A 15,221-nucleotide genomic window follows, 5' to 3' on the forward strand; every position below is an offset into this window, starting at 1 on the left:
ATTAACTCCTCCATATTTTATAATCTTACTTAGCTCGGAACTCTACAACTATACTTTTTGATACATTATTTAAAAATACTGTTATTTTGTTTCCATTATACATTGTTATATTTTCACCATTTTCACCATTTTCAAGCTTTCTTCCTGATTTTTGTATAACACATTTTGATTTATTTAGAATTTCAAGACTATCATCATTCTTGAATATAAATTTTATGTCTTCAGTTTCCTTATATTCTTCTTTAAGAGATAATACTTCAAAAAGTGTAAAGCTTCCAACATAGCCATCTAAATTTCTAAACTGTGGAGGTAACATTTCATCAGTATTTTCATCTTTTATATTTAATTCTACACGGCCGAAACCTTGAACACGCTTCTTTTTAACTAAAGCTAATGCTCCTCCTATTAAAATAGCTGCAACTAAAGCTGCAATACCACCTAAAACTGCAGGTTTTTTTAACATACTAGTTTTTCCAGCTGAACCACCTGCTGCTGCATTATCACCACCAACTAATAAAGGCGTACTTTCTCTGTAAAGACTATTTCCATCAACTCTCACTTTAAGTTCATATTTTCCCTTATCTGGAATTGAATATTCTCCTTTAAAAACACCCTCAGCATAATCCAAATCTACTTCTTTAACTGAGTTATCCTTCATATTTTTTACTATAAGCTTACCCTTCATATTTGTATAAAGTGCTTTATCTGTAATCTTTTGTCCATTGCTTGCAAGATAAGCTTCCACTTTTAACTTATCTCCATTTTTAGGAGAAGAAGGAGTAAATTTTGCTTCCAGCTGTAAATCATAATTAAATATGTAATTTACTTTTATATTACTGCCACTTACACCTTTAACCTTAACTGTCCAATCTCCCTCTGTAGGCTTTATAATTTTAAGCATTGAATACTTTTTAGATGTAGTAAAAACTGCATTAGACGATGGTATACTAACTTCTGTTCCTTTTGGATCTAAAAGTTTTACTTCAACCTTTGAGTCTGAAATCATGGATATATTAGCTTCCATTACATTGGAATTAGGAATTTTAACTTTTAAATCCTGATATTCACCATTAGCTGTAACAGTTCCCCCATCCTGAACCTTTAATTTTGAATTATCAGCATATATATCTGTAAGAATCTTAGGAAGATCTGCTGCTGTACTAGTTATGTAATTTTTACCTTTGGTTTCATTTGACATCTCTTCAAGCTGTGTTTTATCTACGGTGCCATCATAATTAAGTCCTATGGTATAAACAGGATATCCCTTATCCTTACAAGTACTTATTGAACTTTTCAAATCTTTTAGGGAATCCTCTGTTTTTCTTTGAGGATCATTTTTACCATCAGATAATAATATTATTACTGGCTTATGATTTTTATCATGACCACTATTCATTAGATTTACTGCTTCTAAAATACCAGCACCTGTATCAGTTTTTTGTCCAAGAGGAATATTTAAAGCCATGTTTTTTATTCTTTCTTTATCATCATTTGAATTTATAGTATCCAAATTATGTTCTCTAACTACATTATCTGAATAAGCTACAAGTCCAAATTTATTTCCTTGAACCTGTGACATATCTAAAAACATTTTTATAGCTTCTGTCCTTATTTCTTCAGGATCACTTTCTTTCATAGAACCACTAGAATCTAAAACAAATACTACATCTAAATTTGAAGAAGTATTACTACTTTCCGCATTAACTAAAGGAATATTTCCTAATTGAAAAATTACTATAGCAGCTATAATTAAAATGGATTTAATTTTCCTTATCAAAATTGTATACCTCCTATATATATAAAATTCTAATTTATATTTACAAATAATAACTTTATAATAATACCAAATTGCTACATCAAACTTTATTTAAAATCCATTTCACTGGCTCTGCTGCTTTTATGTCATTAGAAATAGAATTTAAATTCTCAGTGAAAAAGAATTCGGAGCTTGAAAAATTATACTGAACCTTTCTTATAAATTTCTCTTCACGTACCAATTTAAGAAAATCTACTGCAGTTCCATTATAATTTATTAAATCCATTTTATTAATTACTACAGCTATTGGCACATTTATTTTCTCATCTGCTTCTATTTCACAAAGCTTTTTCATACTTATTATAAAACGATCCAGCAAATCATTTATATTTATATTTTTACTGCTAAGTTCTTTAAATTCATTCTTAACAAACTCACCTTCTATTACTTCATCTATACATAAAGGATCCACAATAAAAATCAATCCATTTACATACTTATAGTACCTTTGGTTCATTATTCCATTTATGCTATTAAAATTTTCTCCTTTTGCATCATATATATACAATAATTTTTTACTGGAATTTTCTTTAGAACTTATAAAAACATTATAAAGATTTCTATGTTCTTTTAAAGCTTCTAAATTCCGATTTCCTTCATTTATATCATTAAAATTTTCTTTTTCCATTGAATTTAAAAATTCCACATTCCATTTTTTAGAGTTAAGTAATTCATGTATAACACCATAAATAAATGTTGTTTTTCCTGAAGTTTCTCCTCCAACAAGGGCTATACATACTGATGGTATTTCTTTTACTTCAATGTTTTTCAAACATACTGGACACACTGCAGAAAGTCTATGTCTTCCACTTATGTTGGCACTTGCAATTATTTCACCACAACTACATTTTCTTTTTAAAATGCCATAAGGCCCTGGAACTAAGCTTTTATGAACTCTTCCACAGTTTGGGCATAGATAATAAGGTACATTAAACTTACTGTAACAGTATGTGCAAATGGTTCCTGTACTTTCCTTTTTTGACTTTACACTTTCAATAGTTTTTATAATAAAATATAAAGCATAGATAGGAATACTTATAATTGTAATAATGATAAAGTGTATAAAAAAATAATTTATGTTAAAAATATTGCCAAATACATATATAGAAACTAATGCACCTTTAGCTCTTCCTAAACTACAATGATTTTCTTGCTCCGCTTTTTTATATAATAAAATATTTCCTTTATTAACAGCAGCTGCACTATGATAAGCATTTTTTAAATCTTCATATTGTTCGTAAAAAAAGTACTTTTCTTCTGCAGGTTCATCAAACTCTTCTTTAGCTCTTACAGAATAATTATTATAAGCTATATATTTCATACCCTTAAAATAGCTATAACTGGATTTAATAAAGCCTTGAACAATTCCCACAAAAATTCCACCTATAGAAGCAAAAGCTCTAACAACTTTTTCAAGTACTTCACCTATGCCATCCAAAACACCATCTCCTACTTCATAATTTCAAAGAAATTTTTAATTGAATAAATTTTTTATTTTTAAAAGAGGTCCTTTTTCCATATTTACAGCTGTTTTTGTAATATGTCTCCACCTAATCATAATTTCTTCTCTATCCTTGCAGCGCTTAGTTTTTTCAATTACGTACCTGCTGCATGCCTTTATTTTCTTTTCAGAAGCTTCCTTTAGTATATCTATAACTCCATTATTAAAAACTTCCTCTGCAGTTTTTTGCACATTGTACACATTCTTTAATGTAAATATTACAAAATCCAAAAGTATCTTATATGGATTTACATTGAGATTTTTTAATAAATTTTTATATTTTTTTCCTAAAACAATTTCTTTAATTACCTTTATATACTGTTCAAAATAGATTTCTCCATACTCAACACAATATAGAGCTTTTTTAACCTTGCCATGATCTACATCATCCTTGAGATATATACATATATTAGGTAAAAACCATTTCAAATATCTTTTATAGTTGTTCCTACCCATTTCTTTATAATCACATTTAATATTTTTCAACAAATCATCACATTGTCTAAAACCATATTTTTCTAATTCATTTCCAATATATGAAAGTTCTATTATACTGCATGAAGTTTTTATTTTATATTGTTTCTTTACATTGAATAGCTTTTTTAAGATATAATCATCTATTTCCTGATTTTCATTATTAATTTTATTTTCAAACATTAAAATAACTTTTTTTATAAAATCCTTATCCATATATTTCAAAAGTGAATTATCTATTATATAGTTTAAGATAGCTTCATATTCTTCCAATGTTATATCATCACTACACATATCGTCATTTTTGCAGTAATTTAAATATAAACTCAAAGCCTCCTTAAACTTTTCCTTTTTATAATTTTCAAATGTATTAAATACTTCATTGCAGTAATTTATAAAAAACTTTTCCTTAATCAATCTTTTGCTTAATTCAAAAGCATATATACTAAGTAAAAAATCACTTCCACCTGCATCTTTACTTATATAAAAATACATTCTATTTTTCCAGTCTTTTTTCTCTTTTCCTTTATCTACGATAAAACCTATTAAAAGTTCCTTTAAAATATTATCTCTGTCTATACACTTGCAATAAATTGTAAGTACTATCTTAGCAGTGTATTCATAGTCATCTTTAAAAAAATTTAAAACATCTCTTAAATAATCAGGATACTTTCTAAGTATACCTAAACATTTATATAAAAATATGGTTAAGGTTTTGTTTTCTTGTCTTTGAGAATCAAATAATTTGAATAATTGTCCTCCTACAGGATTTCTATTAAAAATCTTTACATCACAAAGCACAGCTTCAAAATAAAATTTTGCATGTCTAGGCTTAGCACCTTCCATATAGGTTATAAGCTCCTTTATCCTAACTTCTTCTAAAGACTTTTTAACAAATTCTTCATCATTTAAGCTTCTTATATTTTTATATAAGTTTAATATTGTATCTATAGATATCTCTTCTGCATCTACAATAAGATAATGTATAGAATTAAAGAAAAATTCATAAGCAATTTTTCTATGTTCTATAAAACCTGTTTCCTTACTCATTTTAAATAAAAATTTTGTTATTATCTCTGTAAGCTCCACATCTACTTCAGTACTTATCTTTTCTAAATTACACTTTAGTTCAGAAAATAACTGTTTATATGCTTCAATAGATTTATAATTAATTGCAAAATTTACTGCTTTTTTTACACTTTCCACATCAGATTTTGCAAGTCCCTTCTTTACCATATTATATAAACAAAGACAATTATCTATATCTTCATCTAATTTGTTGTATTCAAACTGAGTTAAAAAGTCTATAAAAGGTAGGAATATTTCCTTTGAGACTGTAAAACCAATTTCAGCTAATTTTGAAAAATTGCTATTGAATTTCACATTCTTATTCCTATCTTCTAAAAAATTAAAAACATTGTATTTGTATATATTTTGACCAATGTTAAAATTAGATTTACTTCCTATGCCATATACAGCACATAGTAAATAATTAGTATCTTCTGGATTACATGCATAAGTAGTAAAAGTAAATTGCATTGAAAGCTTCTTAGGCAGTGACATTTCCACTGCTCCTATTAAGTAAGGTATACTGCTTGCACTATCACAAAACACTATTTTCTTTCCACTTTTATTAAAATCTACAATGCTCTGCATTAGTTCTCTAAAATTTTTGCTTTTTTTTACAATACCATTTTCTTTAAAAAATTTGCTTATACTGTCAAAATATATTACATTTCCCAAATGAATATGATCCAATTCTGGAAGATAATTTACACTAAGAGCATTTTGTTCTTCTAAAGTTAGAGAATCTCTAAAACTTATAGATTTATATAATTCTATAGGATAAAAGTCACAAGGCTTATCGAATATTAACACATGACAAATATAGTTTCCGTATCTTCCTGAATAATCCCTTCCTATGTACTTTCCTTGTAGAATACAATATTTACCATTTTTTAATATAAAATATGAAAAGGATAAAGGAAATAGCTTTTCTATCTCTTCCTCTGTAGGTTGTGTTGGAAGATTATCTGGTGGTATATACACACAGTAAGTTTCTATTTCTTTTCTTTCTTCTTCAGTAATTCCCTTTGACATGGAATAAGTTTGAAATCCAGCACCAGAAGAAAGTCCTTTTCTGCAGGAAGTATATAAAAGTTGTTGTATTTTCAAAAGCAAATCACTTCCTTTTTTCTCCTTTTATTAATTTATACTTATATAGTAACCATAAAAATGGATCTTCTACTCTATGGGGTCTCAATTTTATAATTTTATTGCTTTCTGGATTACATCCCAGTGCTGTTAAGCCAAAATAAGCATAATCTTTAAAATTAGAACTTAATTGATTAGCAAAATTTTCTCCTCCCCAACTTCTAACTAAAGCCTCCATGGTTCCATTTACATCTTCAAAATCTGCTAAATCAAAATAGCCTTCTTTTACATGTTTTCCAGAATAATTTATACAGCTGGAAGGGTCTATTAAAGATTCTACAGCATCTATTTTAGAAAATGCCACAGCTACAGGTATATCTATCAATTTATCCATTTTAATTCCATTAGCTCTTCTTATAAGATTTCCTGTTCTTGAAAGCAAATCTTCTATTTCCGTATTCTGTTCTGGCAGAGGTGTATCCTTAGGAAGATTTTCTCTTACCTTTTCTAACTGCAGTGGATCAAGTAGGAAGATTATTCCTGAAGAATTATATATATATCTATTTACAGTCTTCATAGTATCTTCAGAATCTAAATCTTCGCCAGCAGTATCAAAGAAGGCAATAGTAACCACATTAGTTTTTTTGTTAGCTTTTAAAAACTTTCCAAAAAAGCCATCTTCTCTAAAACTTAAACTATATATAAGAGGAGTTTTTACAGATGAATCCGTTTTTGCAGAACGAGTTACACTTATCACTTCATTTTTCTTGAAAACAGGATTATAAAAATCATTTCTATATCTTGTTATAGTAGTATCATTCATTGCTTGAAGACTACAATTAAAGGCTGATCCTATCTCATTCATTATTTTATCTATAAGCACTGCAATATAATGACTTTTTCCTGCTTCCTTTGCTCCTATTACTGCAAATATTAAATCATCATAATTACCTATGGTATATGGCAATTCCATATGACAAGTAGGGCATATCTTTGTATTTGTAGTTTCACCGCATTCATTGCAAAACATATGATCTGGCATTTCATTTTTATTATCTTCGCTTCTAAGCTTTAAAGGAAACCCTTCTTTAGCATTTCTGCATTCTTGAAGATCATTTTTGCATATAAACTCCACATCACTTAAATCGTGTTTTGAAAAACAATAGGGACATATATATTGATCCTTCTTTTTAAAATTCAATTTCATTTTACTAATCTCCCTTACTCCTTTTACTACTTAAAATGTAAGTTTTCCTTTGAAGGTGATACTATTCTATACAGTTTGCTATTGCTATCATCCACAAAAAAAAGCTTTACATACATGTTTTTACTTAAATTTTCAATTGGTATATCAAAACTTATTAAATCTTCGCTAGTAACTGAGTCATAATCAATATTTATTATAGGCTCCCCATCTGATTTTTGAATAGGTATATTTCCAAACTTTCCAATCAAAACGAGTTGAGGCAAATCCAGCTTCTTTTCATCTGTACTCAAAAGTAACTCTGCACTTTTAACCTTGCCAAACAAATTCTTTTTTATCTTTATTTCATAAAATATCTCTGAAGGTTCTTTATTTACTACAAGCCTTCTTTGAGCTTTGGAAAACAATGTTTTACCATTATAATTTACCATTACATAAATTGAAAAGTAGTAATTTCCTTCATTCACTTTATTTATTATGTAATTTCCCTTTTCCATATTGTTTTCTCTTGCAACTACAACTTGAAATGCAGCTGAGTCCTTGGGGGACACAGGAAATTTATCCATCCTATAGCATATTAAAATCTTATCTATTTTTTCATTCCATGCCCATTCCAGTGAAAGCTGACCATACTTTACTTCAGCTTTCACAAAAGAAATTTCTGGTATATTATTTTCATCCACTATTTCAATACTTTTCTCTTTACTCTTATCAATAATTTCTTCACATTTTATCTTTTCTTTTAACTCTTCATTTTCATTAGTACTTTCAAATTCAATCTCTTTAAGTTTTTCATCTACATTAATTTCATTATTAACTAATAAATCTGCAGTACTATTTTCTTGTTGTTTTATTGTATTCTTTTCATCATCATTTATATTATTAATTTCAATGTTATCCTCAATTTTCTCATTGATGTTTGCTTTTTCAAATTCCTCTAAATATATATTATTTTTAGTAACTTCACTTATTTTTTTTCTTATATCATACTCAGATAGTGATAAAAATTTACCTTTGAAATTTTCCACTTCATCCTGTGAAATATCATCTTTAATTGAAAGAATTATCTCTATTTCTTCAGATAATTCCTGAAGTTCTTGTTCTTTTCCACCGTCCATAATAATCATCTCCAATTTAAAATGTAATTAAAAATATTTATTTATGTTAAACTCAATACTTTATCCGTTACATTAATTCTTCTAGTGGTTCTTGAACTAATAGGTTCTAAATGCACAAATGCATTTTCTTTTTTATCACATTTCCAATTAAAAACCATACAAGAATCTAATCTAGGCTCATACATATTAACAGCTTCATCCTTTAAAAACATTTTCAAATTGTAAGCTGCATATACAAAAGCAGCCTTTTTCTTATTTGTATCCTTGTATTTTCTCATATTAATTAATCCAGATGACATACCTGCTAAATAAAATGAAGGATTATATAAACTGTTACGGCTATCAGAAACAATCAATTTAACATTTGCTCTAAGCTTAGATATAAGCTGTCTTAAAAGGCTCATTCCCCTCCCTTGAGGAATCTCCACTTCTGTCAATCCTCTACTTAAACTCTCACACACTTTGCTCCAAAGTTCTCTATTACATTCTTTATCGATTTCTAAACAATCTCCTAATGTAATAGATTCTAAATACCTTAAATCGTGAAAAACATTACAATCTTCTAATAAATCACAAAAATCTATTATAATAGGCTTATTTTCAGTTATTATAATATTATCTCCTTGAAAGTCTCCATGAGCTAAAGAAGTTAAACAAGCTACTTTTAATCCATTCCAAATATTTCTGTTATTAAAATAATAATAAGGATTAGGCAATATAGTATCAGTTCCATCTAGCGATATCCATTTGGTACACTTATCAACTCCTATATCTTCAAAAGCTTTAACATATTTATTATCCATATATCTATATGAAAGTTCCTTTTTAACCATATCAACAGGAGATACATATTTTTTTCTATGTTCTCTATTCCAACAAAAAAGAAATTTACTTATTTTTGAAATTATGTTATCCTTTAATTCATCTTCATTAAGCACTTTGTCCAAAAATGTTTCACTTTTATATATGTCATCACCAGCTAAATCATATAAATTAACATATAAAGTAGAATCATCTCTATTCTCTAATTCATAGCTAGTTATAAGTTTAGCAACATATTTCTGCATATTATTTTCTAATGCCATATTATATGCTTTATGAAACACTTCTGCTTCATTGCTGCTGGTTACCTTTAATATTCCAACTCTATTGTCATCTCCGTACTCTACCATGTATACCCCAGCACCAGATCTTCCTCCATTAAATTTTTTAAGTATTTCTAATGGAGCAATTTTATCCTTAATTTTCTCACTTATTTTATTAATTTCATTTAATACATCTGTAATATTCATCCTTAAATCCACCCTATAAATATTTTGTTTACATATTATATTATAATTACTAAGAATAAACAAATTATTAATAAACAATGAACATGCAATTAAAAGATATTTGAACTTAGCTAATTTAAGTCAAATGAATTTTATTATACTATATCACCATTATGTTACATACTTATTACTAAAATCTTAAAAAAATCTTAACTTTATTTAATAATTGCTTAACTCTTATAAAAAAATTACATTACAATATAGAAAACATATAGCTTTTTACGGTTAATTGATTCTCTATAAATAACATTCATACTTTTATGTCCATATATTTATTTTTTTGCAATAACATAATAATTTATATATATTCTTATAATATTATAACTTATATTACATCTTATATAAACACTTGGTTATATTACTTATTAGCTTATTTATGTATATGAAAATAGAGTTATTTTTATATAACTCTATTTTCATATGTATATTAATTTTTTATTTTTCCAATTGTATGTTAAATGCTTTTTTCCACAAAATAATATTTACTATTAATATAATAACGCTAAATACATATACACCATAATTTACTTTTGTATAATTGTAATGTATCAGAGCAAGAATTCCAAGCATTATCATAAGTGGAATTACAATCAAACCTTCGCTTCCTTGTGACACACCAAATCCTTCTGAAAAAGGCAGTGCCTTTTTAGTAACTTTAAAACACACTACTGTAAACAACATTATATTCAAAAATACTAAAATTAAATCTGGAAATATTCTAACTCCAAATATGGTCATAAATATTACAGCTTCAATAAAATATACAGGTAAAAGCAACCTAACAATAAAAGCTTTTAAGGTTCCTTTAAATATACTTGATATATCCTTATTAGGTATAATTTTGTAAATCCAGGCGCCTTTATACTTACCTGAATACTTTATCATCATAACTGCTGTAGGAAGCAATATTGCACAAAAATATATATTTAAATACATTTTACTTGAAACTATACCAGACCATCCTTTGTATTTTAAATCATTTAGCATAAATATAAACGGAAATATCAAAGAAAATCCTAATGATGGATAAACTTTAAGTTTGAATTCTCTTTCATTTTTCATCATATCCGAAGCAAATCTAAAAAATATTCTTTCTTGTTTATTAAAACAAACTATTTTTGATAATATATTTAAAACACTTTTATTTTTTCTTTTAGCCTTATTACTATTATCATTTAATTTTTGTAAGTTTCTTTCAAAGGCAGGTGTCAACTTTACATATATTATTATAGAAATCACAGGAACAGCTATTGCAAGTATTGAAAATATTATAAAATAGATATTATAATTTCTATGCAGCAACATTTCAAAGGGTGCTCCAAACCACATTGGAACTATAAAATACTGCCACCACTTTGGAGTAAATATTACATTTAAATTCACAAAGTTAAACAATCTTCCTATTAACTGATATCCCACTGCTATGGATATGGATAAAATTATTTGAATATAATTTATCATATCTTTTAACTTCTCACCATCAAAAAATTTTAATATAAATAAATATAACAAAGCAGTAATTACCACTATAAATAAATCCATAAGAATTATTTCAAACAAAAATATTAAAAAAAACAAAATTCCATTAGTTATTAATGATGTTATTAATGCAACCCCAGAAATAGAAATGGTAATAAAGAACATATAAATCAGTACATGTATAGTTTTTGCCATACTTAAAGTTTTACTATTCACTGGTTTTGATCCTATAATATTTTTATCCCTAATGTCTAAAAGCACAGAAGAAAAATCAGAAATTAGAGAAGTCATAATCATGAACATTAATATTCCAAAAACAAAACTCATTTGAAACATGAAATTTTTCCCAAAACATACTAAAGGAATTATAAATATTCCAATTAATCCATAGACCCATAGAGATTTTATAAAATTATTTTCATCTTTATTTTCTCTTTTCTTTTTTGAAGAATTACCTATGGCTGTAGGAATTCTTCTTCCATCCATAATAAACTTAACTTGAAGTATTTTTCTCATCACATAATAGTCTACTCCAATTTTTTCAAAGAAACCTTTAAATTTATCTAAAAATTTTAATACTTTAAAATCTTTCATGTTACTACTCTCCTTGAACTATAGATACAAATTTCTTAGCTATTTCCCTATGTTCATTAAATCCTGTAAGTTGATTAAATATTTCTTCTAAAGAACCTTCTTTGCATTTATTCTTTAATTCCTCAAAACTTCCATCAGCAACTATTTGTCCACCATTAATCAATATTATTCTGCTGCTTATCTTTTCAACTACATCCATTATATGAGATGAATAAAATATAGTTTTATTTTGTGATGCTAACTCTGCTAATATTTCCTTTACCACCATAACACTGTTAGCATCTAACCCACTCAAAGGTTCATCTAAAAATAATATATCCGGGTTATGAAGCAAGCTTGATATTATTAATACTTTTTGGCGCATTCCTTTAGAATAAGATGACATTCTAGAATCGTACATTTCCTCTAATGAAAATATTTTCATAAGTTTTCTTCCCTTTTCTTCAACTTCTTCATAATCTAAGCCATATAGTTCTCCTATAAAAGTTAAGTATTCTCTTGCTGTGAGATTGTCATATATTTCTGCAACTTCTGGAACATAACCTATTTTTCTTTTATATTCCACACTTCCATTTGATATATCATATCCTAAAATTTCTATATGTCCTGTATATCCTTCTAAAAGTCCTAACATTATTTTCACAGTTGTACTTTTTCCAGCTCCATTAGGTCCTATATATCCTACAATTTGTCCTTTATATACATCTAAATCTATTCCTCTTAATACTTGTTTTTCTCCATAATTCATTTTTAAGTCTCTTATGGTTATGGCAATTTCATTCATAAAAGCATCCCTAACCTTTCCTTAAATATTAAGTAGATTTTACCATATTATTACCTAGTTAACAATTTATATTTAATATATACAATAATAAACCAAATAACTACAAAAAATTGCTAATACCCTCATATTCTTCAAGTAGAGGATAAGAACTTCTAGATGCCTGAACAAGTTCTTATAAAACTCAGATATAGATAAGTATTACTCACAAGCAAACTCCACCTAAATCTAAGAATCACTTAATATTACAATGTGGATTTTAATTATTTTAATTCAATAGAAAAAAAGGTACAAAGATTTGCATAAATTTAAATCTCTCTACCTTTCTATCCAGCTTTTTATATTCTGTTCAGCATCCATATTGCATAATTCAACACGCCTGCAAATGACACCCAAATTATATATGGTATCATTAAATAAGCAGATACTTTATCAATTCTATAAAATTCAAAAGTTGTCAACAAAATAGCTATCAGTAAAACTAATAATTCAAAAAAAGCTATTCCATAAAGTCTAAATCTAAAAAATATAATTGTCCAAAAGAAATTTAGCATTAATTGAACAACATATAATTCTAATGCTTTTCTAATATTTTCACCCTGTTTTCCTCTTATCCATATCCTATAAGCAGCTATAGCCATAAGAAAAAATAAGATAGTCCATACTATAGGAAATACCCAACTTGGCGGCGAAAATGAAGGTTTATTAAAATTCATATAAGTTTTAGAATTAGACATGCCTAAAATGGCACTAAATATTCCAATCCCCTCTGATATTATAATGCTTATAATAAGACTAACTATACTTTTATCTTCATTTACTTTGAATATATTAAAAATCATAAAACCACTCCTTAAAACAATTATATTATTTTAAAGAATTTTTTATGCATAAGCTAAATTTAATACTAATCTTTTTTATTTAATTAAATAAACTATACCGTTTCCTTAATTTTTAAAAAATTTTCATAACAATAATTTATTATATCACTTCTCTTTATTATCCCTATAAATATTTCATTATCATCTACAACAGGAACAAAATTTTGATTTACAGAAGTATAAAATAAATCTTCTATATTAGAATCGATACGAACAGGTTTATTTATCATCCTTCTTGGTATATCATTTACTTTTATTTTATTTGTGTCTTTAAAATCTAAGTTTTTAGTATTCTTTAATTTCCAAAGCAAATCTCCTTCTGTAAGAGTACCTATATATCTTCCACCATCATCTAAAATCGGAATAGCTGTATACCTATGGTATTCCATTCTCTCAAGAGCTTGTCTCATAGTTGAATTTATATTTTCACAAACTACTTCATTTTTAGGAGTCAAGAAAAACGCTATGTTCATATTACCTCATCTACCTTTCCTTTGTATTTATATGCATTTTAAACTCTAAATGAATAATTTTTTATAAAATCCATCTTTAGGTATTTTTATTACTATACTATATAGTTGCAAATACATTATACTTCTTAATCATAAAAAACTCAATAAACTAATTTTTAATATTTTATTAATCAAATAATATGATTTTTCTAATCACAATTTTTTACTCACAGCATAGTATATACTATAATAATTTTTGAAGGAAGGAATTTGAATGTATCCTTATTATCCTATGTATCCTTACTATCCTATGCCATATCCTTATTTTTTAAGGGATGAAGATGAAGGTTTCAATTCTGAAGAAAATTTTGAAGATGAAGATATAGGTTTTAGAGGTCACCACAGACGCCGCAGATGTTGTTTCCCATATTGGGGATGCTATTCCAGTTGCTGTTTCCCAAATTTTGGATGTTTCCCATTTAATTCTTGTTCTCCTTTTGGCTTCGGATGCGGCTGTGGATGCTAGCCTAAACTTTATTTAAAATTGTCTAGTACTTAACATTATTTTAGCGTAGTCCTATAAAAACTTCGGGTTTTTTCTCCGAAGTTTTTTTATTTGTTATACATTATAATGTTACTTAATTAATAGGTATGATTTATACTAACATTTAATGTTAAGCAAATACGATTAAATAGTGAGGGAGTTCTGCTTTCCCTCACTATAAATTGTACATTTTTAATTATCATTTAGTTCTTAAATTTGTTAAGATTTTAATGATTACATTACACTTTGAAACCACTTTTTATTTAATATCCTCTACATAACAATTAGATACTATTGCATTGCATCCTAATAAAGTCACTTCATAAGCTGCTATAATTACTGACTGTTGTTCTAGATCTATTCCACCTGCTCTTACTATAACTTCTTCTCCTGTTTTTGCTAATTCCATGAAAATTTTTCTTAAATTTGACTCAAAATCAGCACTATTATTTGAATTACAATCAACTGGTTCTTCTAAAAATTTTATTTTAACATTTCCATTATTCTTAATAAAAGAATCTGTTCCACCTAAAACTATAGATGCTATCTTACAAATATCAATTCTATGAGTTATAGTTCCTTCACAATTTTCTAACACAAAAATACTGCTATCTTTTCCTTTTGGAAGCAATTCAACAGGTATTCCTGATGCTGATCCACTATTCTCATAATTTACAGTAATAGTGGATGTTGGATATAGCTTTATTATCTGCTCTAATATATTTCTTATTTGTTTAATGCATGGGCATTCTCCTTTTCTGCCTCTCTTTCCTCTTGGGCCTCTTTCTCCCATACAGCCATGATGTCCTTTCTTTCCTCTTCTACCTCTTTCGCCTCTTTCACCTTGTTCGCCTGGATCTCCTTGCTCTCCTTGTGGACCTTGTATTCCTTC

At 27.1% G+C, this 15,221-nt stretch carries 11 protein-coding genes and 1 pseudogene; 1 reads left to right on the plus strand and 11 read right to left on the minus strand.

Annotated elements, in window-relative coordinates; translation table 11 throughout:
- Nucleotides 1–25: 25 nt before the first annotated feature.
- The 10 genes from EG57_RS0223995 to EG57_RS0224040 form a co-directional block, all read right to left on the minus strand.
- A complete protein-coding gene (locus tag EG57_RS0223995) occupies nucleotides 26–1,777 on the minus strand; it encodes a VWA domain-containing protein (protein ID WP_032079605.1) in 1,752 nt (583 codons plus the stop codon).
- A gap of 79 nt (nucleotides 1,778–1,856) precedes the next feature.
- Nucleotides 1,857–3,254, minus strand: a complete 1,398-nt coding sequence (locus tag EG57_RS0224000) for a TRAFAC clade GTPase domain-containing protein (RefSeq protein WP_032079606.1) — start codon at nucleotides 3,252–3,254, stop codon at nucleotides 1,857–1,859.
- A 36-nt stretch (nucleotides 3,255–3,290) separates the two neighbouring features.
- On the minus strand, nucleotides 3,291–5,966 hold the full coding sequence (locus EG57_RS0224005) for a GAP1-N2 domain-containing protein (RefSeq protein WP_032079607.1): 2,676 nt from the start codon (nucleotides 5,964–5,966) through the stop codon (nucleotides 3,291–3,293).
- A 7-nt stretch (nucleotides 5,967–5,973) separates the two neighbouring features.
- Nucleotides 5,974–7,152 carry a hypothetical protein gene (locus EG57_RS0224010; protein WP_032079608.1) on the minus strand — a complete coding sequence of 393 codons (1,179 nt, stop codon included), beginning with the start codon at nucleotides 7,150–7,152 and terminating at the stop codon, nucleotides 5,974–5,976.
- Nucleotides 7,153–7,178: 26 nt separating this feature from the next.
- On the minus strand, nucleotides 7,179–8,267 hold the full coding sequence (locus tag EG57_RS0224015; protein WP_032079609.1) for a hypothetical protein: 1,089 nt from the start codon (nucleotides 8,265–8,267) through the stop codon (nucleotides 7,179–7,181).
- 41 nt (nucleotides 8,268–8,308) lie between these two features.
- Nucleotides 8,309–9,559, minus strand: coding sequence for a hypothetical protein (locus EG57_RS0224020; RefSeq protein ID WP_032079610.1), 1,251 nt, complete (start codon nucleotides 9,557–9,559; stop codon nucleotides 8,309–8,311).
- Nucleotides 9,560–10,033: 474 nt separating this feature from the next.
- Nucleotides 10,034–11,671 (minus strand): hypothetical protein, encoded by a 1,638-nt coding sequence (locus EG57_RS0224025; RefSeq protein ID WP_032079611.1) that lies wholly within the window; start codon nucleotides 11,669–11,671, stop codon nucleotides 10,034–10,036.
- Nucleotides 11,672–11,675: 4 nt separating this feature from the next.
- Nucleotides 11,676–12,455 carry an ABC transporter ATP-binding protein gene (locus EG57_RS0224030; RefSeq protein WP_032079612.1) on the minus strand — a complete coding sequence of 260 codons (780 nt, stop codon included), beginning with the start codon at nucleotides 12,453–12,455 and terminating at the stop codon, nucleotides 11,676–11,678.
- Nucleotides 12,456–12,790: 335 nt separating this feature from the next.
- A complete protein-coding gene (locus EG57_RS0224035; RefSeq protein ID WP_032079613.1) occupies nucleotides 12,791–13,294 on the minus strand; it encodes a TspO/MBR family protein in 504 nt (167 codons plus the stop codon).
- A gap of 92 nt (nucleotides 13,295–13,386) precedes the next feature.
- A complete protein-coding gene (locus EG57_RS0224040; RefSeq protein WP_032079614.1) occupies nucleotides 13,387–13,806 on the minus strand; it encodes a CBS domain-containing protein in 420 nt (139 codons plus the stop codon).
- 253 nt (nucleotides 13,807–14,059) lie between these two features.
- Between EG57_RS0224040 and EG57_RS0224045 the strand changes: the two genes are divergently transcribed.
- Entirely contained in the window at nucleotides 14,060–14,311 is a 252-nt protein-coding gene (locus tag EG57_RS0224045; RefSeq protein ID WP_032079615.1) for a hypothetical protein, read from the plus strand.
- A 277-nt stretch (nucleotides 14,312–14,588) separates the two neighbouring features.
- On the opposite strand, the pseudogene EG57_RS26605 reads toward EG57_RS0224045, so the two are convergent.
- Nucleotides 14,589–15,221: pseudogene (locus tag EG57_RS26605) on the minus strand (hypothetical protein); the annotation flags it as partial.

The organism is Clostridium drakei (genome assembly GCF_000633595.2).
Classification (GTDB): Bacteria; Bacillota; Clostridia; order Clostridiales; family Clostridiaceae; genus Clostridium_AM; species Clostridium_AM drakei.